Consider the following 23,412-nt stretch of genomic DNA (forward strand, 5'->3'; position numbering starts at 1 on the left):
AGCGGGAGCCGGGTCAGGCCTGCTTGACCCGGGCCATCCATGCCTCGACCTCGTCGGAGCGGCGCGGCAGCGCGGCCGACAGGTTGGTGTTGCCGTCCTCCGTGACGAGGATGTCGTCCTCGATCCGGACGCCGATGCCCCGGTACTCCTCGGGGACGGTCAGGTCGTCGGCCTGGAAGTACAGACCGGGCTCGACCGTCAGGCACATGCCCGGCTCCAGGTCGCCGCCGACGTACGTCTCGGTGCGCGCGGCCGCGCAGTCGTGGACGTCCATGCCGAGCATGTGACCGGTGCCGTGCAGCGTCCAGCGGCGCTGGAGGCCGAGCTCCAGGACCTTCTCGACGTCCATGTCGCCGAGCAGCCCCCACGCGACGAGCTTCTCCGCGAGCACGCGCTGGGCGGCGTCGTGGAAGTCGCGGTAGGGCGCGCCCGGCCGGACCGCCGCGATGCCGGCCTCCTGGGCCTCGTACACCGCGTCGTAGATCTTGCGCTGGAGCGGCGAGAAGGTGCCGTTGATCGGCAGGGTGCGGGTGATGTCGGCGGTGTAGAGCTCGTTGGTCTCCACGCCGGCGTCCAGGAGGAGCAGGTCGCCGGAGCGGACCTCGCCGTTGTTGCGCACCCAGTGCAGGGTGGTGGCGTGCGGTCCCGCGGCGCAGATCGAGCCGTAGCCGATGTCGTTGCCCTCGACGCGGGCGCGCAGGAAGAACGTGCCCTCGATGTAGCGCTCGCTGGTCGCCTCGGCCTTGTCGAGCACCTTGACGACGTCCTCGAAGCCGCGGGCGGTCGAATCGCACGCCTTCTGCAGCTCCGCGATCTCAAACGCGTCCTTCACCAGGCGCGCCTCGGAGAGGTACACACGCAGCTCTTCGTCGCGCTCGGCGGTGACCTTGTCGGTGAGCGCGGCCTCGATGGACGCGTCGTGACCCCGTACGCACCGGACCGGACCCGTGGCCTCGGCCAGGGCGGCGGCCAGCTCGCGCACGTCCTTGGCGGGCACCCCGAGCAGCTGCTCGGCCTCGGCCAGGGAGTGGCGGCGGCCGACCCACAGCTCGCCGGTGCCGGAGAGCCAGAACTCGCCGTTCTCGCGGTCGGAACGGGGCAGCAGGTAGAGCGTCGCCTCGTGGCCGTCGCCGGCGGGCTCCAGGACGAGCACACCGTCCTCGGTCTGGTCGCCGGTCAGGTACGCGTACTCGGTGGAGGCGCGGAAGCTGTACTCGGTGTCGTTCGAGCGGGTCCTCAGGTTGCCCGCGGGGATCACCAGCCGCTCGCCCGGGAAGCGCGCGGAGAGCGCGGCGCGGCGGTCGGCGGTGTGGCCGGCCTGCGCCACCGGCTCCAGGCCGTGCAGCTCGGTGTCGGCCCAGCCGGACTTCATGTTCGCGGCCAGCTCGTCGGAGACGCCCGGGTACAGGCCGTTCTTCCGCTGCTGGATCGGCTTCTCGTCGGTGGTCTCTTCCGGGATCGCCGGGCTGAGCTCCTCTGACACGTCTGCTCCTTGGTACGACACTGGGCCGTCCTCCATCGTACGGGCGTACGGAAGGGGGTCCAGGGTCGTAGTGCCTCTTACCGGGGCGGACGCGTCCTGCGCGGCTAGACGAAGCGGGCCGCGAGCATCACCACGTCCTCACTGTGGTCCGCGGAGCCGAGGCCGTCGGGCAGCAGGGTGCGCAGCACGTGGTCGAGGATCGCGTCCGGGTCGTCGCGCACCTGCCGCGGGACGCTCGCCGCGGCGGCGTGCAGCCGGGCGAAGGCCCGGTCCATGGGGTCGCCGGTACGGCGCAGCAGCCCGTCCGTGTAGAGCAGCACCGTTTCTCCAGGGTCGGGAGAAAGCTCCACGCTCGGCGCCTCCCAGCAGGCGAGCATGCCGAGCGGAGCGGAGAGCGACGTCTCCACGAACTCGGTGCGCCGCTCCCCGATGATCAACGGCGGCGCGTGTCCCGCCCCGGCGAGCACGATCTTGCGCGGGGCGGGCTCGCAGTAGGCGAACAGGGCGGTGGCCGAGCGGGCCGGCTCGGTCAGGCGCAGCAGCAGTTCCAGGTCGGACAGGACGGCGACGGGGTCCTCGCCCTCCATCACGGCGTACGCCCGCAGGCTCGCGCGCAGCCGGCCCATCGCGGCCACCGCGCTCGGGCCCGATCCGGTGACGGACCCGACCGCGAGGCCGAGCGCGCCTTCGGGCAGCGGCAGCGCGTCGTACCAGTCGCCGCCGCCGCGCGGCCCGGTGCGGTGGCGGGCGGCCAGCTGGACGCGGGCCACCCGGGGCAGCCGGCTGGGCAGCAGCTCCTCGGCGACGGTCGCCACATGGGCGCGGGCCCGCTCCAGCTCGACGAGGCGGGCCAGGTGTTCGGCCGCGTACCGGATGTAGAGGCCGACCAGGTGCTGCTGGCGCTCGACGGGCTCCGCGCTCTCGTCGTAGAGCCAGACGGCGGCGCCGAGCCGGCCGGCGCCCTCGGTGGCGAGCGGCAGCGCGTAGCTGGCGGCGTAGCCGAGGCGGGCGGCGACCTCGCGGTGGCGCGGGTCGAGGCCGTCGGGGTCCCTCATGAGGTCGGGGCCGCCGTCGGCGTCGGGCAGCCCGTCCAGGATCCGGCCGTACGCGGTGGCGCTGCGCGGCACGGTCTCGATGTGGCCGAGGTCGGCGTGGGCGAGGCCGAGGCCGGTGGTGCTGGCCGGGCCCAGTCCGTCCGCCGGTTCCAGGACGACGAGCCCGCGCCGGGCGCCGACCAGGGCGGCGCCCGCCTTGAGGAGTTCGTCCAGGGCGTCGTCGAGCGCGGTGGTGCGGGCGAGCCGCTCCGTGAGTTCATGGAGCGTGGTGAGGTCGGAGACCCAGCCGGCGAGCCGGTCCTGGAGCACCGCGCCCGGCGGGGTGTGGGCGACGGGTGGGGGCAGGGGCGCGTGAGTGTGCGCCGGAGACGGAACGGCTGGATCGATTCCAGCCACTTTCGGCAGGTGAGGGGCGCTCATGGCAGCCGGCTTTCCGACTGGTTGATTCTGCGCAATAGCATCGCAAACCCCCATGTCATTCTGCGCCGCTATCAATGCATCCACATGTACACGCACAAGTGAGGGGATGTCCAGCATTGTCATAGCGGGACTATTGGTGTCCGTGGGGCGTCCAAGTTGGCCGGAAAATGACCCTGGTGGCCCTGTGCTGGGGTCGACTGAGGACGTTCAACTGTGCGTCGTTTCAACCGTGTTGGGTACGTAATCGGTGTGGTCCGTGGCAGTTGAGCTGCCGCGGAACCTTGCGGACGGCCTGAGCGTCTTAAGAGCCGACTGGCCACGCCTCACCCCCGAGCGGCGGGGTTTTTGCCCGCAGGACGGCAAGCGCCATGCACGCGCCACCCTTCGCCATGCTTTAAATGGTTACGGGCAGTGGCCGTCGCCACCCGTGGTGACGGCTCGTGATCGATCCTGGCGGATCCCCCACCGCCTGCTCACGGAGCACGTACGCGCAGTGAAGTGATGCACACGTCATGTGATGTGGACTCGGCGTTCAACGGAAAGGAACGAGCGCCCATGCGCGAGATCCTCGGAAGGCGACGCAGGTTCCGGTTTTGGCGCAGTGAAAGGGCTGCTCAGCTCGGCGCCGCGCTGACCTGTGCGACCCAATGGAAATGGCCCGTGGTGCCCGGAGTGGGACTGGCCGCGGGCGACCGCGGCTGTGCCTGCCCCGACCCCGAATGCGTGGTGCCGGGGGCGCACCCCTTCGACCCCGTCCTGCTCGCGGCGACCACCGACGAGCGCATGATCCGCTGGTGGTGGACGAACCGGCCGGCCGCGCCGGTGCTGCTCGCCACCGGCGGCGGCGCGCCCTGCGCGATCAGCCTCCCGGCCCTCGCCGGAGCCAGGGCGCTCGTCGCCCTCGACTCCATGGGCGTGCGGCTCGGCCCGGTCGTGGCGACCCCCACCCGGTGGTCGCTCCTGGTCGCTCCGTACTCGATGGAGCGCCTGGGCGAGTTGCTCTACTCCAAGGACTGGGTGCCCAGTTCGCTCCGCTTCCACAGCGAGGGCGGATATCTGGTGCTGCCCCCGTCGCGGACGGGCAAGGGGCAGATCCGCTGGGAGCGGCCTCCGCTGGGGACGACCGGACCCTGGCTGCCGGAGGTCGAGACGGTGGTGGACGCGCTGGTCGAGGCGAGCACCAGCGCACCGGACGGCGGGAGCCGGCTGGCGTACTGACAGGCGAGAGGGCCGCACCGGCCCATGTGTGTGAAGGCGGCTCGGTTCCCGGGCCGCCTTCACTCTTTCGGGTGCGAGCTTGCCCTGGTTGTACGGGAATTGGGTGTGCGCAGCGCCGGGCGCCCGGTTTCCGTGGCTATCTTCGGCCCACCATCAGGAATTCCAGGGCAGGCGGGTCCCCCATGAATCTCCAGCACCTCCGCGTCGCCGGGCTCACGGCCGTCGTGGCGGGCGCCGTGCTGCTGCCGCTGGTCGCCTCGGCGGGGCCCGCGGGAGGGCCGGAGAAGAGGGCCGCGGCGGATGACGCAAAAAGCCCCCTCACTCACGCGCTCCTGCGGGTGAACAAGCCATGGTCGCGCCCCGCGCAGGATCCGACCGCGCGCTGCGGGCCCGCGCTCGTCTCGCCCGAGGGCGTCGAGGCGCAGACCTGCGTACTGGGCCGGGGGCGCGAGACGTGGGGGCGTACCTACTACCGCAACGCCACCGGCCAGGAGCTGAGCGCCGTGCTCACGCTGATGGGCCCGGCCGGACGGACCCTGGAGACGAACTGCCAGGTGGCCGCCGACGACCAGCCGAATTCCTGCGAATCCCCGCACGACAGGCGGCCGGAGGGGGTCGCGGGCACGGGGGCGTATTCGGCGGTGACGGAGTTCGCGGGGGCGGGAGAGGACTCACCGCTGCTGCTGCGCTCCGGGAGCAACTCCGCGGAACCCTCGGCTCGTTGACCGCGGCCGAGTAGGCCCGACGGAGCCGGCAAATGGAAGGGCCCGATCGCTGGCGACGGGGGATGCACCAGCGACCGGGCTCTAAGAACGGTAACAAGAGATCGGTCGTTCGCAAATTCGATCTCGGTAATTCGGACACCGATTTACCTGCGAGTACGGCGAGTTGTGACAGGAGTCACCTGTCGGCCGACCGAAAGGGCGGCCGCCGTCACTCTCAGCTGAGCGTCACTTGGCGGTTGGTGAGCCCGCCGCGGGCCCGGCGCTCGTCCGCGGTGAGCGGCTCCTCGCTCGCGAGCGCGCCGGCGAGCCGCTCGGCGAACTCGGCGGCCGGCTTCTCGCACTCCTCGGCGCCCATCCCGGCCGGCAGGTCCCACACCGGCACGGTCAGGCCGTGCGCGCGGAACGAGCCGACGAGCCGGGTGCCCTCGCCGAGCGAGGAGGTGCCGGCCGCGTGCAGCCGCGCCAGCGCGTCGAGCAGCTTCTCCTCCGGGTGCGGCATGACCCACCGCAGGTGGTTCTTCTCCGGCGTCTCGCACCAGTACGAGGAGTCGACCGACGTGAGCCGTACGGTCGGGATCGCGGCGGCGTTGGCCCGCTCCAGCGAGGCGGCGACCTCGGTGGCGGCGTCGTCCGCGTCCGGCACCCAGAACTCGAAGCCGGTGTGCACCTCCGGCTCGAACGGGGCGGCCGGGTCGAGCAGGTCCTGGAGGCGGGGACCGTCGGACTCGGCGCGCTGGGCGGCGACCGGCGAGCCGGGCTCGGCCGTCAGCGCGCGCTTGAGGGTGTCCGCCAGGTCGCGGCTGAGGTCGCCGGAGGGGGTGTCGTTCTGGAGGCCGAGCAGCACCGAGCCGTCCTCGCGGCGCAGCGCGGGCCAGGCCATCGGCAGCACGGTCGCCAGCGTCACGGACGGCACGCCCTCGGGCAGCGGGTCCTTCAGCGTCAGCGGCACGGTCGCCGCGGGGACCAGTTCGCGCAGCGCGACCCAGTCGCCCTCACCGGCCAGGCCCTCGAAGGGACGCTGGACCAGCTCGGTCACGGCGTGCGACGCGGCCCGTCCGTGACACGCCTTGTAACGGCGGCCGGAGCCGCACGGACAGGGCTCACGGGCCCCGACGACCGGGATCTCCCCGTCGCTGGTCTGCGGCTTGACGGCCTTCGCCTGGGGACGCTTCTTGGCCATGGTGTGGCTCTCTCCCGACTGCGGTGGTGCGGTGTCGCTGTGTCGGGCGCGAGCCTAGCCGCACCAGCCACCCGGCCGGGCCCGAGCGGCACGTTCGGACGCCGCCGAGCGGTGGACGGGCCGAACCCCCGGCGTCGCCCCGCCGCCCCGGCACCACGCGGGGGCCGCTCGCGCCCCGGTCGAGGCCGCGAGCGGTCCTCCGCCCGGTCGAGGTCGCGAGCGGTTCTCCGCTCAGTCCACATCGTCGAACGCGTCCGCGAACTCCAGGTCCGGCACCGTCGCCGGCCCTGCGACGCGCGTAGCGAAATCGCCGTGCCGGTGCGCCGCCGTGAGGATCACCCACACCGTGATCTCACCGGACGCGCTGTCCCGTACGCCCCAGTCCTGGGCGAGGGCGCTGATGATGTTCAGCCCCCGGCCGCCGCGCGCGGTCACCGACGGCGTCGCCGGGATCGGCCTGGTCGGGCCGCCCCCGTCGGTGACCTCGACCGTCAGCCGTCCCGCCTTGTCGATGTGCCAGGCCGCCTCGATGTCGCCCTCACCTATGTCGGACCGTCCCAGCGGCCTGCCGTGCCGGCAGGCATTGCTGAGCAGTTCGGACAGGATCAGTACGGCATCGTCCACGACCGGCTCGGACACCCCGTTGCCGAGCAGCTGCTCGCGCATCCGGTGTCGCGCCTTGCCCACGCCCGCAGGGCCATGGGGTACGGCCATGCTCGACGACGTGGGCACCTCCTGTGCCACCACCAACGCCACCCCCGAGACCTCCTTCGCCCCACGCCACGGTGTGAATGCCCCAATGGACTGGACCGGAAACCGGCCAACCGGCGCCGGGAGACGCATTCATCACGGTCGAATACGGAGCGAACGCGCCGGTGCACACCCTGTAAGGGGCTTTACATGCGCCCGAGTTGGGACAGGACCTGTTTCGGCCGGTTGGTGATGATTGCCTCCACTCCGAGGCTTACGCACAGGTCGACGTCCTCGGGTTCGTTCACCGTCCAGACGTGCACGCGGTGCCCCGCGCGGTGCAACCGCTCGATGTAGGCGGGGTGGTTGCGCACGATGCGCATGCCGGGTCCCGCGATGCGCGCTCCGGCCGGCAGCCGCCCGTCGCGCAGCCGCGGCGAAAGGAACTGCATCAGGTAGACGGTCGGGATGTCGGGGACCGATGCCGTCACCCGGTGCAGGGAGCGCGCGGAGAAACTCATGATGCGGACGGGGGAGGTTTCACCGGCCGGCGGCGGCTGAGTGAGGCCGAACCTCTTGAGGAGGTGCACGAGACGCTCCTCCACCTGGCCGGCCCACCGGGTGGGGTGCTTGGTCTCGATGGCCAGCTCGACCCGGCGCCCGGCGTCCGCGACGAGTTCGAGCAGCCGCTCCAGGGTGAGGACGGAGGTGAACTCGCGGTCCCCCCAGTCCGGGCTCTCCTCGCTGTCCTTCCAGGAGCCGAAGTCGAGCGCGGCGAGATCGGAGAGCTCCAGGGCGGACACGGCGCCACGGCCGTTGGAGGTGCGGTTGACACGCCGGTCGTGCACGCAGACGAGGTGGCCGTCGGCGGTGAGGCGGACATCGCATTCCAGGGCGTCGGCCCCGTCCTCGATCGCCTTCATGTACGCGGCGAGCGTGTGCTCGGGCGCGTCCTCGGAGGCTCCTCGGTGGGCCACCACCTGGACGCGGGCGGGGTCCGGGGTGTGCGGGCTGTGCTGTCGTGCTTGGGTCACCGCGTCATCGTGCCACCGCCGGGGCACAGGTTGGCGCACGAATACACAGCTCCTGCTTACAGTGGCCTGACGTGCGGTGGGAAAAGCTGAGCGGAGTCATCCGCACAGTGCGGGGTCCGATGTCGGACCCCTGACGCACCATTGGTGTTGCCGAGCCCCGCGCCGACCCCGGCAGCCGGCCCGGCCCCGCCGGACCGTCCCCCAAGACCGAGTGGAAACCGAGGAGAGCAAGCTGTGAGCACCGAGAACGAGGGCACCGCGGTCCCGGCCGTCCCGCCTGCCCCGTCGTCTGCACCTGCTGCACCTCCCGCCCCCGCCGAAGCCCCTGCCCGAGCCGACGCCCCCGCGCCCGCCGCAGCCCCCGCCCGTCCGGACGCGGCGCACGGCGACGCGGAGCGCACGCTCGTGCACGACCCCGTGCCGCCGACGGCCGGGGCCGACCGGGGCCCCGCTCAGGACCCGGCCACGGCGCCGCTGCCCGCCACGCCCGGAGCGCCGGCGCCCCAGGCGTACGCGGCGCACGAGTCGGCGCCCCCGCAGCAGGGCGGCGCCGGGTGGCCGCCGCCCCCGCCGGTGCTCCCCTCCTACGGAGGCGGCGGCGGAGGCAACCCGGGCGATCCCTGGGGCGCCCCGCAGCCGCCCGCCCCGCGCAGGCGCGGCGGTGGCCTGATCGCCGCCGTCGTGGCGGCCGCCCTGGTGGCCGGCGGCATCGGCGGAGCCATCGGCTACTTCGCGGCGGACCGGGACAACGGCGGGTCGGGCTCCACCACGGTGGCCTCGTCCGACACCCCCAAGGACTTCAAGCGCGACCCGGGCACGGTGGCCGGAGTCGCCGCCAGTTCGCTGCCGAGCGTGGTGACGATCGACGCCCAGGGCAGCGACGGCGAGGGCGGCACCGGCACCGGCTTCATCTACGACAAGGAAGGCCACATCCTCACCAACAACCACGTGGTGGCCTCCGCGGCGAGCGGCGGCAAGCTGTCCGCGACGTTCTCCAACGGCAAGAAGTACGACGCCGAGGTGGTGGGCCGCGCCCAGGGCTACGACGTGGCCGTCATCAAGCTGAAGAACGCTCCGTCCAACCTGAAGCCGCTCTCCCTCGGCAACTCGGACAAGGTCGCGGTCGGCGACTCGACCATCGCGATCGGCGCGCCCTTCGGCCTCTCCAACACCGTCACCACCGGCATCATCAGCGCCAAGAACCGTCCGGTGGCCTCCAGCGACGGCCAGAACTCCAAGGCCTCGTACATGAGCGCCCTGCAGACCGACGCCTCCATCAACCCGGGCAACTCGGGCGGTCCGCTGATCAATTCGGCCGGCGCGGTGATCGGCATCAACTCGGCGATCCAGTCGGCGGGCACCGGCGGCATGGGCGGCCAGTCGCAGGCCGGTTCGATCGGCCTCGGCTTCGCCATCCCGATCAACGAGGCGAAGAACGTCGCGGAGCAGCTCATCAAGACCGGCCAGCCGGTCTACCCGGTGATCGGCGCTTCGGTCGGCATCCAGCAGGGCGGCGGCCTCGCCCCGGGCGGCGGCACGGACGGCGCCCAGATCTCCCAGCAGGGCAGCGGCAGCCAGCAGCCGATCACGCCGGGCGGCCCCGCGGACAAGGCGGGCCTGAAGCCGGGCGACGTCATCACCAAGTTCGGCGACATGCCCATCGACAGCGGCCCGACCCTGATCAGTGAGATCTGGACGCACCAGCCGGGCGACCAGGTCCCCCTGACGTACACGCGCAACGGCAAGGAGACCACGGTGACGATCACCCTGGGCGAGCGCAAGGGCGACAGCAACTGACCTGACAGCGGCAGGCGGTGACCGCCCGCGGTGACGTAAGGACGTCGCCGCGGGCGCCGTCGTTCCCGGGCACGGTCGTTCCGCCGTTCCCGGGCACGTGCATTGTGACGAAGCGGCCCGCCCGTTGGCCTGTCTTCGTGCACTGGCCGCAGTGGCGGGACGGCTCGGGGAGGCGGTCTTGGCGATGGATGTCGGGGAGTTGCTGCAGTCGGGGGCAGGCACCCTGCTGGGGCTGATGGTGACCGACGCATGGGGCCAGGTGCGGGAGCGCTTCGCCGGGCTCATGGGCGGCAGCGGACCGGAGTCGGTCGAAGCCGTACGGCGCGAACTCGACGCGGCGCGCGCCCAACTCCTGGACGCGCAGCGCCCGGAGGAGGCGGAAGTCCGGGCGGACATCCAGGCCGAATGGCGTTCGCGGTTGCGCCGGCTCCTCACGGAACGGCCCGAGCTGGCCGGGCAACTCCAGGAGATCGTGGCCGAGTTCGCACCCCACGAGGCCCCTGGCGACCACGATCACATCGACTTCAGCGGTGGCACCTTCCACGGCCCTGTTCAGGGCAAGGGCACCATGTACAACCAGCAGTGGTGAGCGGCGGCCATGCCAGGACCCCGGCGTGACCACATCGACTTCCGGCACAGCACCGTGCACGGCCCCGTCCAGGGGCAGGGCATCCAGTACAACAACGACAACCGCACCTTCGTGGCGCCGGCGGAACCGGATCACGCACGGCTCGGCGGGGACGCGCTCCTGATCCGGGACTACAGGTCCGCCGTGCACCATTTCAGCCACGCGATCCGGGGCGACCCGCAGCGGGCGTCCCACCACTACTACCTCTCCCTGGCGAACCTGGGGGGCCACCACCCGTGCGCCCTCAGCGAGGCCAGGGTGCGGCTGTCCCTCGACGCCCTCGGCCACGCCCTCACGGCGCTGCCCTCCTGCGCCTACGCGCGGGTGGCGGACCTCCTGATCCGCGACGCGCTCGCCTCGCGGTACGGGGAGGGCAGAACGGCTCTCACGCCGCAGGAGCGGCGGCTGGTCCACCGGGCCGGGAAGCGCCACGCGCGAGAGCTCACCACCCATGTGCCCGCACCGGAGAACGCCTGGTGGAGGGCTTTGCACGCACGGGTACCCGGCCCATATGAGGGGTGACGGAGATGACGGCACGCCCCGCTGCACAGATGATCAGAGAGTACTTTCTCGATCCGCCCGACCCGGCCCGTCTGGAAGCCGCCGAGGACCGGCTCGCTGCCGCGGAGGACCGGCTGGAGTGGGCCCTGCGGGACCTGGACGCCTTCGCGCCGAAGCCGCCGCCTCCCGCCCCGGCCCCCCTCCCCGAGGTGAGGCCCCATCCCGGATACGCCCTTGCCGCCGCGGCCGTTCTCGCCTTCGGCGTCTGCCTGGTCTTGATCGATCCCTGGTTCACCATCATCGCCCTGCCCTGCCTGGTGGGTTCGATCGCCCTGGTCAACGCGGGGGTGGCCCATCGGGCGGACGACCGCGCGGCGCGGGAGCGCGCCATCGCCGAGGCCAGGAGGAAGAAGGCCGCACGAAAAGAGGCGGACGCCCGAAGAGAGGCGCATCTGCACAGCGAGGTGGACCGGCTCACCGACGCGCTCGACGATGCCCGCGACATCTACGACGAGGAACTCCGGGCCTACGAGGACGAGTGCCGGCGCCGGGGCCCCAAACCCAGCGACGCGCTCATGGACCGCACGCTGCTCGACGACATCCACAGCGTCAAGGAACACGCCCTGGTGCGGCTGCGGTTGCACCGGAGCGAGCTGGTCCGCCCGGCGTACATGCGGGAGATGACCCCGGCGGAGCTGGAGAACGCGCCGGCGAACACCCCCGATGCGCATGATCCCTTCGTGGTGTACGGGCCGGCCTACGGCGCCGACTACCCGGTGTGGTGCGTGCTTGGCGAGGGGCCCCACGCCAAGCGGCGGTACAGCCGGTACAAGGTCATGATCATCTGCACCACGCGCTACCACGTCGCCCTGTACCGCTGCGTGCTCGACTTCTTCACGGGGGAGCTCGACGAGGAGAGCACGGCGGAGTACCACTACGCGGACGTCGTCGCCGTCCACAGCGAGACCGACCCGAACTCCACCAGGAAGATCAACATCCGCACCCCCCGGCAGTCCCAGCGGCACCTGAGAGACGCCCCGCAGGCGGAGCGCTACTTCGAACTCGTCGTCTCCAGCGGCGACCGCGCCCGCATCGTCACGGGCCTGACCCGCCGCCGCACGGGCGACGACAACCCCGAGCACTTCCATGTCCTGGGGAACGACCCGAACTTCGACGCGGGCGCCGACTCGATTCGGATGATGCTGCGAGAAAAGAAGAGCGGCACCGACCCCCGCTGACGGCGCTTCGCGGTCCGATGTGCAGGTAGCCCAAGTGGTGGACGGAAGGATCGTGAACTCTGATCGGCCTCACCGGCTGGAACCAGCCTTCTTCGGCGTCTTCCCGCCTCGTGAACACCTCGCCGCTAGGAGGGTCGGCGGCCCGTTCGATGCCTCACAATGTCCCCCGATCCGGGCGGACCAGGCGTGGCGATAGCGTGCGCTGCCGACCCGTTGCGATGGTCCGCCGTATGGACGGAAACCGTCAGCCACTGAGGCAGTCGAGCACGGGCGAGCCCCGTCGAATCCGCCAAGTTATGTCCGACGGGGCGACGTTGTCTCAGTGAGCTTGCTGGAAGCGAGCGACACTACGGCGTCTGGAGGCCGCGAAGGCGTCGATCGCGCCGGCACCCTGGCCAGGTGTGTCGTTCCGTCCCTGGAGTTGGGCAGCAAGCTTCCTCAAGCTGGAGGTATCGGGCATCACGGCGATCTCGAAGTGAGACTGCTTCACGGGTTCGAGGTTCCCACCCCATGTGACGACACCCTCGCAGTCGGCGAGGATGTCTGCGATCACGATACGTTCGCTCTCGCTCATGCCTGTGTTCTTGACATCGGCTCGGAGGGGGTAGTGCAGCGGACGAATCGCGATGGCAGTGCCCGAAAGGTAGTTTGACTCGAAAGCAGCACCGACCTTTCGATCGGTGGTGTGTCCGTGGAGGTCACCGGTCCTGAGCATGTCGACTTCGTACGCGAATCGGCGCGCCACATAGCGCAGGATTATCGCTGCGTCCCCTTCGGCCAGGGCGACCGCCACATTCGTTCCCTCCACCTGCTGAGTCGTCGCGTGGTTGAGGACGGGCCAGCCGTTCGCAGATCGGGGCTCATTCCAAAGGGCTTCGCGGGTACCGGAGGCGGCCTGCGATGTCCCGGAGGTTGTGAGGGCTATGACCGCGCTGGCTCCTACGCCGAGGCTGAGGGCTTGTCTACGCGTCAAGCTCGATGTCATGGGGTGCCTCTCTGTGCTTGTAGCGGTGAATGAGGAGCAGGGCAAAGCTGACGAGGGCACAGGCCAAACCTGCAAACAGCAGAGCCGTGGTCCATAGCCCGACTGCCTGTGTGCTATTGCCACTCGTCCAGTGGCAGGTGATTGAGGGAGGAAAGGCATCCACGCTTACCGATGTCAGGCCGTAGTGGCGACTGGCGTCCATGTACACACCGCGGCCGGTCAGGTCGCCGCATACATCCATAGGTTTGGTGAACGCGAGCCCGTAAAGGGTGCCCGCTCCGTAGGCGGAAATTGCCGCTGCCGTGCCGATCACTGCCCAACGGGCAGGCTTGGACGGCGCCCGTTTTGCCACCCACAAGGCGTACGGCAGTACGCCAACGACGTAGAGGAGGACGGTAATCACGGGCGGGACGAACACTGCGAAGGAAGACACCATGCGTCCTGACGTTACCTCGAGCCAAGCAGCCGCTGCTGGTTCACTTTGTATCTGGCCTGCTGCAGAGTCTCGGTAGAGGCATGTTGCACCAAGCTTTTACCGAACGCGTTGCACCACTCGTCAAGCTGGTCGGAAGGAAGTAGCCACGGCATGAGGGCCGTACTCCCGCCGAATTGCTTGATCAGGAGGGCACGACCGCCGACCAGGATGACTCCGTCTGAAGACACGGGGGTGTCGGTGAGTATTTTGTTCGCCTGGTGGGCTGCCTCGCTGCTGGTACCTCCAAAGCGTTGGTTGACGTAGGCATTGAAGCGTGTCAGACCTCCACTGCCCAGGTAGTGGTCGTGGACAGCCTCGGCAATGGTCTTGCCGCCGCGAACGGCTTGGGCAAGGAGGTATCCGTCGGCATCTTCAACGAGATCGGTGAAGGTGAACGTTGAGGCGACGCCGATCTTGCCCATCTTGTCGTTGATGTAGGTCGCGCCGGAGGCGTAGGAGCCGTGGTCGCGGCGCCATTCGCCATATAGGGTCATCAGGTCGCCGCCCCAGCCGGCGACGTCGCCGAGGCTGATGTCTCCCTGTGGGTTCGGCTTCACGTACTGGCCGTTTGCCGTGGCCATCATGTGCTCTGGGCCGAGGTATTGACCGGTGAACGGGTCTTTGAATTCGGTCCAGATTGCCATGTTGTGATCGTTGGCGTAAGCGATGAAGCCTGCGTCAGCCTGTCCGAGCATGCCTCGCCAGGTTGCGTCGTCGTAGTTGTCACTACGGATGTACTCCATAACGAGCCGGTTCGGGTCTCCCTTACCGTAGGCCTTTGCAAGGTCGTACAGCGATTGGATGTAGGTGATGAAGGCGTCCGTGGGCGTTACGGGGCTGTTGACCTTGTCTTGGCCAGGGTCAGTTCCGACAGCATGGGCATCGCGATCGAGTGCGAAAGTATCGGTCCCGTTGCTGACTTGGTACTCCTTGATCTGATTGAACGACCAGTTCGGCGGCAGTGGGTACCCCAAATTGCCCGAAAAGCCCCAGGACATGCCGGATACGAACGAAAAGCGCGCGTACGTCTCCTTGGTGACCTGAGCGCATACGTTCCGGGATCCGTAGACGCCGTGTATGTACCGCTTGCCGCGGCTCCCGAGCCCAGACGCAACACCCCGGAAGTAGTCCAGGATTTGAGGCATGTCGCCGTCGGTGGCGTCATAGTCGACGGCGAAGTAGATCACGGTGCCTCGGTTGAATCCGAAATGCACCGCCTGATCGTGCGCCTTCTGGGCGTGAGCGACACCGGTCTCGAACTTGTACTCGTTCAGGCTCCTGCCGTTGTCCTGGAAAATTGGGAATACGCGAAGGCCGCCGGCAAAGATGTTGGCGAGTTCACCTTCTTCAAGCATCTTTGAACCGCCGCCGGAGGAGGCCTCATTCAGATACCTACCCACGAACCGGTAGCCGTCGCTGTACATTTTCTTCGCCCGTGATGGTGTAATGGTGTAGGCGGTGTCGGAAGCTGTAACCGGTCGGTCCGGATCACCCATCGACACGAGAAGCTGACACCACGTCGCGTAATCTCCGTGACCATTTACAGCCAGCCCCGAGAACTGCTGGAAGATGGTAACGAATGTCGCCAGATTACTGTCGAACGTCGACTTGGAAACCGTCTTGGTCTGCACGGTGTTTCCCGATCCGTCGACAGTGACGATGGGCTGGTTGAACACGCACGCCGCAGAGAACAGCTGAACGAATATACCGGACGATCCCTCGGATATCATAGCCTTGGACTTGAGCCCGGATTGTGTTCCGGAACCAAAATTCCCGGTGGCATCCGCCTCGGCGACTCCCAACTCCAGCTGGATGGCCTTCATCAGGTTCTGCTGGACGTTGCGGGAGTAGTGCCCGTCTGCCGGCCCGATGTCAACGGTCTTTTTCGTCCAGTAGCGACCATTCAGCCACTTCTGGATGGAGCGGACCTCGTCCGACCCGCCTGCGGTCAGTACATAGGCGTCCATGTTAAGCATTGCCTTGAAGACCTTCGCCTGGAGTTTTCCACTCTGATCCAGGCCCATGTCGGACTGCATGTGCTTGACGGCAAGTTCCATGTCCGAGTCGAAGTAACCGGTGTCGTAGTACCCGCCGGTGTATCCCTTGCAGAACAATCCGTATCGAATGATCTTGACGATGTTCTTATTACCGGCCCAGCCACTGCCGAGTTCGCCGAGAGACGCCAGCTTGCTGACGGTTCCGTCCCCGAAGTTGGCAACCACCGGACTGATGCCGAGTTCCTTCTGTAGCCCCATTATGAGGGCGTACATGGTGGACCAGCCCACCCTTCCGTCCTCGGGGCACTTCTGATATCCAGATGTGCTCCCGTAGGTTCCGTTCACCCATTTCTGCGCTTCAAGCACCTTCTCGTCGGCCATGATCAGATTCCTTTCGGATGAGTGCTCAGGAACACTGTCCGGTCTGGTCCGTAGAGCCTGCCGGACGGCACAATTTGTCAGCGCCTGAGGAGACGCTGACGATGACAGCTGTGCAAGATGAGGTGGAGAGACCCGTCGATCAAGACCAAAGCGACGGATTCGGTCAGTAAGTGCCTGGCGCTGCGACGGTCCAGCGTGCCAAGTGCACGCCGGAGGCCGATCTCGCTGATGCGCTCCATGGTCGCGACCAGAGTGGTGTTCGCAATCCCAACCACGCTGACGGTTAGGCATCTACACGCGATCAGGAATGATCGCACCTTCTCCGCGCACACGACCGAGGCAGTTAAGGTTCGCTGCGGATTTGTGGCAGTCCGCATTACCGATCGGTTCGTCGCAGCAGGAACACGGGTCCTGCAATTCAGATCCGACGGTGGTGGCGGACTGTCGCCCCCATCGGACATATGGGGCAGCAGACTGCGGCAACGGTGAGGGCTGGGGAACGGAGTGGCTCGGCGGTCTCTGAACGAGCCGAATGTCGGCTGTTAGAAAATCGTGAGTTTGGTGATCTCCCGAACCGGTACGGGATGAAAAGGTACGACGGGAACGCGAGGTCCATTTACCGGCCGCCGGGCACCGCCCGTTGGCCCTCGTTAACGCTGTCAGTGTGTGCCTCATCAGCGGGTATCGGCCCTGGGCGGGGCTTCGGGCAGTCCAATAGAATCAGGAAGACTGGATTCCGGGTAGGTGAGCGCTGGACCCCACCGCGGTCATCGGAGTGCGGGCGTAGCCATCTGTTGCCATTCCCGGGTCGACCATGCTGTGACGCTCCTACTCGCTTGGACAGAACGTCACGGTTGACTGTCCGTCCCTGCCTATGGAGACCGCTGAGGCCAGCGCGTCCAAACTCGGATTTCTAGCCGAAGTGGGCGTTGCTGTATTGGTTTTATTGACGGCTGCCGACGCAGCCGAGAAGCCAAGCCTATTGATGTGCAGCAATTTCGTCCCCCCGGAGGCGCTTCTGTGCTGCGGGAGCGCGCCGACCCCCAGCTGACCTTAGTAGACATGGAGTGCGGAGGGATTTCAAGAGGGTTTCGTTCCGTCGTGAGCCGGGATGTTGTGGGATTGTTACCCTCCTTCGTGCAACCCTTTGGAGAGAATACGGCGACCACTTCCATTGGCTTGCATTTTGGTCATTGGTGAATATATCTCAAAAGTCTTTAATTGGGTGCATGGGGGATATGTCTTCCAGAGTTATAAAATTGCATCATAGGTGTGCCCTGAACGAGCGGCCGCGATCGCGGAACAGTCCGCGATGTACCTGCCCCGGGTCACGCCAGACTCTGCTGCAGTTTCTCGATGCATTTGGGGCGGGGCTGCCTCCGCGGTCCAGACGCCTCAGGCGGTGCAGCTCCGACGCGGCTGCTCTGTTTGGAGCCTTTCAGGAGGACAAGGCTTGACACGCCTCTGCCGCAGCCGCGTATGGAGGTACATGGCGGAGGTGGCAGCCTGAACGACGGAACTGAGCTGCTGAAAAGGACGCCGCGCCAGAAGCTCGCCGGCAAGGCCGCTTCCGGCAGTCCAGTCGGAGCTTGTTGTGCCGGGTGCTCAGGAGTTGATGGCTCGTCGCTGGACAGGCTTCGGTCCAGGCGCCGGGGAGCCGGTACGCTGTACCCGCTCCGACGCTGGTCGGCGGGGCGCGGGTGGGTTGCCCGAGCGGCCTAAGGGAACGGTCTTGAAAACCGTCGTGGCAGCGATGTCACCGTGGGTTCAAATCCCACACCCACCGCAGGTGAACGGCCCCAGGGCCTGTTGAGAAGGGGCGTTCCGGATTCCGGGGCGCCCCTTCTCGCTGTCCGGCGGGGCCCTATCGCGACGCGCTCATCCGTGCCGCCGAGGCGATCGTCGCGTGGGCCTCGTGGGGGGTGAGGCCGGTGTGGACGGCGGCCGAGGCGAGGGCGGCGGTGAGCTGTTCGCCGATGCCGTTCTCGTAGGCCCGGCACGCCGCCCAGAACAGGCGGGTGTTGCGCTGGCCCTCGTGGGCGGCGAGGACGAAACGCACCAGGCCCTGACCCTGGTGGTCGCCGGGCTGCTCGGGGTGGTGGGGCCGGGGCGGAGGGGTCAGCAGGCCGAGCAGGGTGCCGGGGCAGGGGGCCGGGCCGAGGTGGGCGGTGCCGGGGGCGAGGCGGTAGACGCCCCGGCTGCTGAGGGAGCCGGGCCCGACCAGGTAGCCGCCGGCGCCCCGGATGTCGATGCCGGGGGCGATGCGGCTCGCCGAGTTGGGCACGACGGTGTCGGGCGGCCCGGTCAGCCAGATGTGGCGGCCCCCGCTCGGGGTGATCACGACCACCGTCTCCGGGATGGTGAACAGGTGCCGCAGCGCCAGGTGTTGGAGCGCGGCCGTGGCGTCGGCGCCCGGGGGCTTGGTGTCGAGGTCGATCCCGATGAGGTGGTGCGGCGCCCGCCCGCAGGCGATGCCGTAGCCGGTGGCCCACGGCGCCGCCGCGAACAGCGCGCGTACCGCGGCCGGATCCGTGGTCGCGTCGTGCACCCCGTGCCCCGGCATGCCGCACTCGCCCCGGCAGAGCACCGGGTGCGCGCCATTGCGGTGCGGCGAGGGGAGCGCGGGGAGCTTGGTGCGCGACAGGGGGATGACGGGCAGGCCGCGCTCGGCGGCGGACAGGGCGTGGGCGAGGGCCAGGGTGGCGGCCTGCCGGTCGATGGTGGCCATGGCTCCATGTTCGTACGAATGTTCGAGAAAGGGAATCCCTGTCCGGGGCCGCCCCGCTCGCACGGCGTCCGGTCCCGCCCCTCGACCCCATCCGCGCGGGGCGACGACCCGGTGGCGCACCGGTGTCTTCCAGGTGAGCGGATGGTGGCGGCCAAGGTTGGCCGAATCCCTGCGGAAACGGTTCTTCCTATGGGAGGGCGCGGCGCCGACGCGAAAGTTCAGCCCTGGCCAGCGGTTTGGTATCGCATTGGGGGTTTATCGACATGTCCTCACGCTTGCGGGCGAAAGGTGCCTCATTGACTGGTTCGCCGGGGATTCGGTGGGCAACTCTGATGTCGCGACGTCGTCACCAAGCGTCCGAGGCGGTCGGCCAACTGCCTTGGAACGGACCGCACTTACGTCACTCATGTGACGCAGGAGCGGTCCGGAACGCCGAACCAACCCGTATTTCCGGTTCCTGGAGGAATTGACATGGCAAGCATCCGTACCGCCCGCGTCCTCGCCGTCGTTGCCGCGCTGCCCCTCGCCGCCGCCCTCTTCTCGGGTGTGGCGACCGCCGACAACGGCGCCCTCGCGGGTCACGGATCGAACGCGGCGGTGGCAACCGTCAGCGGCAGCGGGGTCGGGCACGACAACCGGGGTAATTCGTCCACCACGCAGCAGCAGGCCGTCGGGTCCGGCGCCTCGAACCAGAACAACACCGCCCAGGTGAACGGTTCCGCCTTCACGTCGATCAACCAGGGCAACGAGAATGTCGCCGTGAACTTCACCCGCCTCTGGTGACCCGCGGCCCCCACCGCGGGGTCCGGTCCGGGGGGTGATGGACGGCCCGGGTGACAGTGCTGAGGCACGGTCACCCGGGCTGTTCGCTTGCGCTGGGTGGGAATCCCGGGCCGTTCGCGTGCGAGGGGGTGGGAATCCCGGGCCGTTCGCGTGCGAGGCGGTGGGAATCCCGGGCCGTTCGCGTGCGGAGGGGGCCGGGGTCCGGGTGCGGCCGTCCCGTGGGCGCCCGGCTGGTGCGCGTGGTGCGCGGGCATTGACAGTTCCGCTCTATCTGACGGACAGTCAGAAACGCGTCAGCGCACACCCCACCCGTACGCATTCGTACGCCCCGTACGCACGGAAGGCCGCCGTCGTGCACCTCGCCCCGACCGAGCGCCAGCAGCGACTGCGCTCCGAACTCCGCTCCTACTTCGCCCGGTTGATGCCGGACGGGCCGCCGGCCGCCGCGGATCCCGATGCCCAGCGCGCGCTGCTGCGCCGCATCGGCGCCGACGGGTGGCTCGGCCTCGGCTGGCCCGTCGAGTACGGGGGTCAGGGGCGCGGCGCGGACGAGCAGTTCGTCTTCTTCGACGAGGCCTACCGCGCGGGAGCGCCCGTCTCGATGGTCACCCTCAACACGGTCGGCCCGACCCTGATGAAGTACGGGACCGACGAGCAGAAGGCCTACTTCCTGCCCAGGATCCTCCGCGGCGAGCTGGTCTTCGCGATCGGCTACAGCGAGCCCGAGGCCGGCACCGACCTGGCCGCCCTGCGCACCAGGGCCGTGCGGGACGGCGACACCTGGGTGATCGACGGGCAGAAGGTGTTCACCTCCAACGCCCAGAACGCCGACTGGATCTGGCTCGCCTGTCGCACCGATCCCGGCGCGCCCAAGCACCGGGGCATCTCGATCGTCCTGGTGCCGACCGACGCGCCCGGATTCTCCTGGACGCCGATCGAGACGGTCGGCGGCTTGACCACCACGGCGACGTACTACGACGGCATCCGGGTGCCGCTGGGGAACCTGGTCGGCGAGGAGAACGCGGGCTGGGGGCTGATCACCAACCAGCTCAACCACGAACGGGTCGCACTCGCCGCGATCGGCATGCAGGCCGAGGATTTCTACGAGGCCGCGCTCACCGCCGCCTGTACGCCCGATCCGGTGACTTCCGAGCGCCGTGTTGACCACGATTGGGTGAAGGCGAAGGTGGCCGCCACGCACGCGAGGCTGGCGGTGAACCGCCTGCTCAGCTGGCGTTTGGTGGGGGATGTCGGGGCCGGGATCCTCGCCCCGGGAGACGCCAGCGGGGTGAAGTTCACGGGAACGGAGTCCGCGGTCGAAACGTATCGAATGTGTCGGGAAATCGTGGGGGACGCGGGCCTGATACGGGGTGGTTCGCCCGGCACCTTCGGGGACGGGGAGCTGGAGCGGATGAACAGGGCGGCGCAGATCAACACGTTCGGGGGCGGGGTGAGCGAGGTGCAGCGGGAGATCGTCGCGACGATGCGGCTCGGGATGAAGCGGGGGAAGCGGTGAAGGACGGGGGCGGGGTGAGCGAGACGGAGTTCCTGGGGCGGCTGAAGAAGTTCGAGGGGCAGGCCGCGGCGACCGCGGGGGTCGGCAAGGACCTGGTCAACGAGCCGATGATCAGGCACTGGTGCGAGGCGATGGGTGACACCCATGCCGCCTACACCGGGCCCGACGCCATAGCGCCGCCCACGATGCTCCAGGCCTGGACGATGGGCGGCCTCTCCGGGCACGGCGACGGCACGGGCCGCGCCACGGCCTACGACGAGCTGTTCGAGCTGCTCGACGGCGCGGGATACGCCTCGGTGGTGGCGACGGACTGCGAGCAGGAGTACGTACGCGACCTGCGCCCCGGCGACCGCGTCAGCTATGACGCGGTGATCGAGGAGGTGTCGGAGCGCAAGACCACCAAGCTGGGCACCGGCCACTTCATCACCACGCGGATGGACGTCCTGGCCAACGGCCGGCTCGCGGGCACCCACCGCTTCCGCATCCTCAAGTACGCGCCCGCGCAGCGTGGTTCGTCGGCGGCCGCTCAGCGGCGGCCCGCGCGACCCCGGCCCGTCGTCAACCGGGACAACGCCGGATTCTGGGCGGGAGTCGCCGAGCACCGGCTGCTCATCCAGCGCTGCACCGACTGCGCCGAGCCGCGCTTCCCCTGGCTGCCGGGGTGCCATGCCTGCGGATCGGCGCGGTGGGAGGCGGAGGAGGCGAGCGGCGAGGGCACCGTGTTCTCGTTCGTCGTCATGTACCACCCGCCCTTCCCCGCCTTCGACCCGCCCTACGCGGTCGGCCTGATCGAGCTCGCGGAGGGCGTGCGGATGATCAGCAATGTGGTGGGGGTGCCGGCGGACGAGGTGCGGATCGGCATGCCCGTGCGCCTCGAATTCACGCGCGTGGACGCTGAGTTGGAGCTTCCGCTCTTCCGGGCGGCGGTGGCCTGATGGACTTCACGCCCACCGATGAGCAGGCCGCCGTGCGCGACCTCGCGGCTCAGATCTTCGGGGACCTCTCGACCCATGAGCGGCTCGCCGCAGCCGGCACGGGCTCCGACGCCGAGCTGTGGAAGGCGCTGTGCGCGGCCGGGCTGCCCGCGGCCGTCGAGGAGGTCGGCCTCCTCGGCCTGGTCCTCGCCCTTGAGGAGCAGGGCAGGGTTACGGCCCAGGTCCCGTTCGCGGCGGCCTGTGTCTACGGCATCCTCGCGCTCGCCGCGCACGGTACGGCCGGACAGCGCGAGCGGCTGCTCCCGGCGCTGCGCGACGGTACGGCGGTGGCGACCGGAGCGTTCCCCGCCGGAGCGGGGCGCGTACGGGCGGTCGGAAAGGGGGAGTTGACCGGGACCGTCCCGTTGGTGCCCTGGCTGCGGGACGCCACCCATGTGCTGGTTCCGGACGAGGAGCGGCGCCTGTGGCTGGTGCGGGTCGCCGACGCGGAGACCGCACCCGTGGAGACGACCGCGCCCTGGTCGGCAGGGCGTCTCACGCTCGCCTCCACACCGGCCGAGCGCGTGGGCGGGCCGGCGGCGGGGGCGGCGCCCTACGAGGACGTACTGGCCACGGCCCGCACCGCGTTCGCAGGGCTCCAGGCGGGGGTCTGCGCCGGCGCACTGGCCAGGGCGGTCCGGCACACCACGACCCGGGAGCAGTTCGGGCGGCCCCTCTCCACCAACCAGGCGGTGCTGCTGCGCGCCGCCGACGCGTACATGGACACCGAGGCGATACGGGTCACGTCGTACGAGGCGGCCTGGCGGCGGGACGAAGGGCTGCGGTACGGGACGCACGCGCTGACGGCGGCATGGTGGGCGTCCGAGGCCGGCACCCGCGTCGTGCACGCGGGCCAACATCTGCACGGCGGCCTGGGGGCCGACCTCGAACACCCCGTGCACCGGCACTTCCTGTGGGGCCGGCAGCTCGATGCCTACCTCGGATGCGGGGCGGAACTGCTGGCGGAATTGGGGGAGTTGATTGTGTCGGAGCGGCGCGAGGCAGCGGAAGGGACGGCGGAAGGGACGGCAGCAGGGACGGCGGCTACGGAGGGGCTGGTGGAGGCATGAGGGCAGGAGACGAGCTGCCGCCGCTGGAGATAGCGATCACCCGGACCCTGATCGTGGCGGGCGCGGTGGCCTCGCGCGACTACCAGGACGTGCACCACGACGCGGTGCTCGCGCGGGAGAAGGGGTCGCCGGACATCTTCATGAACATCCTGACCACCAACGGCCTGGTCGGCCGCTACATCACGGACTGCTTCGGGCCGACGGCGCGGCTGCGGGCGGTGAGGATACGGCTCGGGGCGCCCAACTACCCGGGGGACACGATGACGTTGACCGGCACGGTCACGGAGGTGGAGGGGGAGGACGCCGTGGTGCGGGTGACGGGGGCCAACGGGCTCGGCCACCACGTCACCGGCACGGTACGGGTGTCCGTGCCGGCGCCGGCGGCGGAGTCCACGCCGGTGTCCGTGCCGGAGCCCATGTCCGTGCCGGCGCCCGCGCCGTCGTCCCGGCGGGAGCCGGGGCCTGAGCCGGGGCCCGAACCGGTGCCGCGTCCGGGGCCGGGCGCGGGGGCGGCTTCCGGCAGCGGGGTGGCGT

General features: G+C 69.3%; 20 protein-coding genes, 1 tRNA gene and 1 pseudogene. 12 read left to right on the top strand and 10 right to left on the bottom strand.

What is annotated here, in order from left to right; all coding sequences use genetic code 11:
• Positions 1-13: 13 nt before the first annotated feature.
• Together OOJ98_RS30690 and OOJ98_RS30695 are read right to left on the bottom strand one after the other, a co-directional pair.
• Entirely contained in the window at positions 14-1,483 is a 1,470-nt protein-coding gene (locus OOJ98_RS30690; RefSeq protein ID WP_267058393.1) for an aminopeptidase P family protein, read from the bottom strand.
• A gap of 104 nt (positions 1,484-1,587) precedes the next feature.
• The gene (locus tag OOJ98_RS30695) at positions 1,588-3,075 is read right to left on the bottom strand and encodes a PP2C family protein-serine/threonine phosphatase (RefSeq protein WP_267058722.1); all 1,488 of its coding nucleotides are present in this window, start codon (positions 3,073-3,075) and stop codon (positions 1,588-1,590) included.
• Positions 3,076-3,513: 438 nt separating this feature from the next.
• Here OOJ98_RS30695 and OOJ98_RS30700 point away from each other — a divergent pair, with 438 nt between their 5' ends.
• Both OOJ98_RS30700 and OOJ98_RS30705 read left to right on the top strand, forming a co-directional pair.
• Positions 3,514-4,176 carry a bifunctional DNA primase/polymerase gene (locus OOJ98_RS30700; protein WP_267058394.1) on the top strand — a complete coding sequence of 221 codons (663 nt, stop codon included), beginning with the start codon at positions 3,514-3,516 and terminating at the stop codon, positions 4,174-4,176.
• 182 nt (positions 4,177-4,358) lie between these two features.
• Positions 4,359-4,901 (top strand): hypothetical protein, encoded by a 543-nt coding sequence (locus tag OOJ98_RS30705; RefSeq protein ID WP_267058395.1) that lies wholly within the window; start codon positions 4,359-4,361, stop codon positions 4,899-4,901.
• A gap of 214 nt (positions 4,902-5,115) precedes the next feature.
• Here the strand turns inward: OOJ98_RS30705 and OOJ98_RS30710 are convergent, their stop codons facing one another.
• The 3 genes from OOJ98_RS30710 to OOJ98_RS30720 form a co-directional block, all read right to left on the bottom strand.
• Positions 5,116-6,081 carry a DUF5926 family protein gene (locus OOJ98_RS30710; RefSeq protein ID WP_267058396.1) on the bottom strand — a complete coding sequence of 322 codons (966 nt, stop codon included), beginning with the start codon at positions 6,079-6,081 and terminating at the stop codon, positions 5,116-5,118.
• A gap of 231 nt (positions 6,082-6,312) precedes the next feature.
• Positions 6,313-6,924 (bottom strand): ATP-binding protein, encoded by a 612-nt coding sequence (locus OOJ98_RS30715; protein WP_267058397.1) that lies wholly within the window; start codon positions 6,922-6,924, stop codon positions 6,313-6,315.
• Positions 6,925-6,977: 53 nt separating this feature from the next.
• Positions 6,978-7,805: a glycerophosphodiester phosphodiesterase gene (locus OOJ98_RS30720; protein ID WP_267058398.1), complete on the bottom strand. Its 828-nt coding sequence runs from the start codon at positions 7,803-7,805 to the stop codon at positions 6,978-6,980.
• Between the two features lie 234 nt (positions 7,806-8,039).
• Here OOJ98_RS30720 and OOJ98_RS30725 point away from each other — a divergent pair, with 234 nt between their 5' ends.
• From OOJ98_RS30725 to OOJ98_RS30740, 4 genes are all read left to right on the top strand, one after another.
• Positions 8,040-9,602 (top strand): S1C family serine protease, encoded by a 1,563-nt coding sequence (locus tag OOJ98_RS30725; RefSeq protein WP_267058399.1) that lies wholly within the window; start codon positions 8,040-8,042, stop codon positions 9,600-9,602.
• A 178-nt stretch (positions 9,603-9,780) separates the two neighbouring features.
• A complete protein-coding gene (locus OOJ98_RS30730) occupies positions 9,781-10,191 on the top strand; it encodes a hypothetical protein (protein WP_267058400.1) in 411 nt (136 codons plus the stop codon).
• 9 nt (positions 10,192-10,200) lie between these two features.
• Positions 10,201-10,752, top strand: coding sequence for a hypothetical protein (locus OOJ98_RS30735; protein WP_267058401.1), 552 nt, complete (start codon positions 10,201-10,203; stop codon positions 10,750-10,752).
• Between the two features lie 29 nt (positions 10,753-10,781).
• The gene (locus OOJ98_RS30740) at positions 10,782-11,969 is read left to right on the top strand and encodes a hypothetical protein (protein ID WP_267058402.1); all 1,188 of its coding nucleotides are present in this window, start codon (positions 10,782-10,784) and stop codon (positions 11,967-11,969) included.
• A gap of 319 nt (positions 11,970-12,288) precedes the next feature.
• Here OOJ98_RS30740 and OOJ98_RS30745 read toward each other — a convergent pair whose 3' ends face one another.
• The 4 genes from OOJ98_RS30745 to OOJ98_RS34870 all read right to left on the bottom strand — a co-directional run bounded on the left by OOJ98_RS30745 (position 12,289) and on the right by OOJ98_RS34870 (position 16,268).
• Positions 12,289-12,954, bottom strand: a complete 666-nt coding sequence (locus tag OOJ98_RS30745; protein ID WP_267058403.1) for a hypothetical protein — start codon at positions 12,952-12,954, stop codon at positions 12,289-12,291.
• Positions 12,932-13,390 carry a hypothetical protein gene (locus OOJ98_RS30750; RefSeq protein ID WP_267058404.1) on the bottom strand — a complete coding sequence of 153 codons (459 nt, stop codon included), beginning with the start codon at positions 13,388-13,390 and terminating at the stop codon, positions 12,932-12,934. The genes OOJ98_RS30745 and OOJ98_RS30750 overlap by 23 nt, the downstream gene beginning before the upstream one ends.
• An 11-nt stretch (positions 13,391-13,401) precedes the next feature.
• Positions 13,402-15,807, bottom strand: coding sequence for a glycoside hydrolase domain-containing protein (locus OOJ98_RS30755; protein ID WP_267058405.1), 2,406 nt, complete (start codon positions 15,805-15,807; stop codon positions 13,402-13,404).
• A 77-nt stretch (positions 15,808-15,884) separates the two neighbouring features.
• Positions 15,885-16,268, bottom strand: coding sequence for an ABC transporter permease (locus tag OOJ98_RS34870; protein ID WP_323177950.1), 384 nt, complete (start codon positions 16,266-16,268; stop codon positions 15,885-15,887).
• Positions 16,269-17,506: 1,238 nt separating this feature from the next.
• Here OOJ98_RS34870 and OOJ98_RS30760 point away from each other — a divergent pair.
• Positions 17,507-17,593, top strand: a tRNA-Ser gene (locus tag OOJ98_RS30760).
• Between the two features lie 78 nt (positions 17,594-17,671).
• On the opposite strand, the gene OOJ98_RS30765 is transcribed toward OOJ98_RS30760, so the two are convergent.
• The gene (locus OOJ98_RS30765; RefSeq protein WP_267058406.1) at positions 17,672-18,535 is read right to left on the bottom strand and encodes a bifunctional DNA primase/polymerase; all 864 of its coding nucleotides are present in this window, start codon (positions 18,533-18,535) and stop codon (positions 17,672-17,674) included.
• 471 nt (positions 18,536-19,006) lie between these two features.
• Here OOJ98_RS30765 and OOJ98_RS30770 point away from each other — a divergent pair, with 471 nt between their 5' ends.
• The 5 genes and pseudogenes from OOJ98_RS30770 to OOJ98_RS30790 all read left to right on the top strand — a co-directional run.
• A complete protein-coding gene (locus OOJ98_RS30770) occupies positions 19,007-19,318 on the top strand; it encodes a hypothetical protein (protein WP_267058407.1) in 312 nt (103 codons plus the stop codon).
• 352 nt (positions 19,319-19,670) lie between these two features.
• On the top strand, positions 19,671-20,834 hold the full coding sequence (locus tag OOJ98_RS30775; protein ID WP_267058723.1) for an acyl-CoA dehydrogenase family protein: 1,164 nt from the start codon (positions 19,671-19,673) through the stop codon (positions 20,832-20,834).
• A gap of 14 nt (positions 20,835-20,848) precedes the next feature.
• Complete coding sequence (locus tag OOJ98_RS30780) at positions 20,849-21,769, top strand: OB-fold domain-containing protein (protein ID WP_323177951.1); 921 nt, start codon at positions 20,849-20,851, stop codon at positions 21,767-21,769.
• The gene (locus OOJ98_RS30785; RefSeq protein WP_267058409.1) at positions 21,769-22,878 is read left to right on the top strand and encodes an acyl-CoA dehydrogenase family protein; all 1,110 of its coding nucleotides are present in this window, start codon (positions 21,769-21,771) and stop codon (positions 22,876-22,878) included. The genes OOJ98_RS30780 and OOJ98_RS30785 overlap by 1 nt, the downstream gene beginning before the upstream one ends.
• Positions 22,875-23,252: pseudogene (locus OOJ98_RS30790) on the top strand (MaoC/PaaZ C-terminal domain-containing protein); the annotation flags it as partial. The gene OOJ98_RS30785 and the pseudogene OOJ98_RS30790, both read left to right, overlap by 4 nt.
• Positions 23,253-23,412 lie beyond the last annotated feature (160 nt).

This window comes from Streptomyces sp. NBC_00083 (assembly GCF_026343295.1).
Classification (GTDB): domain Bacteria; phylum Actinomycetota; class Actinomycetes; order Streptomycetales; family Streptomycetaceae; genus Streptomyces.

Bases quoted from the DNA above. Each gene is read 5' to 3' on its own strand.
- OOJ98_RS30695 (WP_267058722.1), bottom strand. From the start codon at position 3,075: ATGCTGGACATCCCCTCACTTGTGCGTGTACATGTGGATGCATTGATA.
- OOJ98_RS30700 (WP_267058394.1), top strand. From the start codon at position 3,514: ATGCGCGAGATCCTCGGAAGGCGACGCAGGTTCCGGTTTTGGCGCAGT.
- OOJ98_RS30705 (WP_267058395.1), top strand. From the start codon at position 4,359: ATGAATCTCCAGCACCTCCGCGTCGCCGGGCTCACGGCCGTCGTGGCG.
- OOJ98_RS30710 (WP_267058396.1), bottom strand. From the start codon at position 6,081: ATGGCCAAGAAGCGTCCCCAGGCGAAGGCCGTCAAGCCGCAGACCAGC.
- OOJ98_RS30715 (WP_267058397.1), bottom strand. From the start codon at position 6,924: ATGCGTCTCCCGGCGCCGGTTGGCCGGTTTCCGGTCCAGTCCATTGGG.
- OOJ98_RS30735 (WP_267058401.1), top strand. From the start codon at position 10,201: ATGCCAGGACCCCGGCGTGACCACATCGACTTCCGGCACAGCACCGTG.
- OOJ98_RS30740 (WP_267058402.1), top strand. From the start codon at position 10,782: ATGATCAGAGAGTACTTTCTCGATCCGCCCGACCCGGCCCGTCTGGAA.
- OOJ98_RS30745 (WP_267058403.1), bottom strand. From the start codon at position 12,954: ATGACATCGAGCTTGACGCGTAGACAAGCCCTCAGCCTCGGCGTAGGA.
- OOJ98_RS30750 (WP_267058404.1), bottom strand. From the start codon at position 13,390: ATGGTGTCTTCCTTCGCAGTGTTCGTCCCGCCCGTGATTACCGTCCTC.
- OOJ98_RS30755 (WP_267058405.1), bottom strand. From the start codon at position 15,807: ATGGCCGACGAGAAGGTGCTTGAAGCGCAGAAATGGGTGAACGGAACC.
- OOJ98_RS34870 (WP_323177950.1), bottom strand. From the start codon at position 16,268: ATGTCCGATGGGGGCGACAGTCCGCCACCACCGTCGGATCTGAATTGC.
- OOJ98_RS30765 (WP_267058406.1), bottom strand. From the start codon at position 18,535: ATGGCCACCATCGACCGGCAGGCCGCCACCCTGGCCCTCGCCCACGCC.
- OOJ98_RS30770 (WP_267058407.1), top strand. From the start codon at position 19,007: ATGGCAAGCATCCGTACCGCCCGCGTCCTCGCCGTCGTTGCCGCGCTG.
- OOJ98_RS30785 (WP_267058409.1), top strand. From the start codon at position 21,769: ATGGACTTCACGCCCACCGATGAGCAGGCCGCCGTGCGCGACCTCGCG.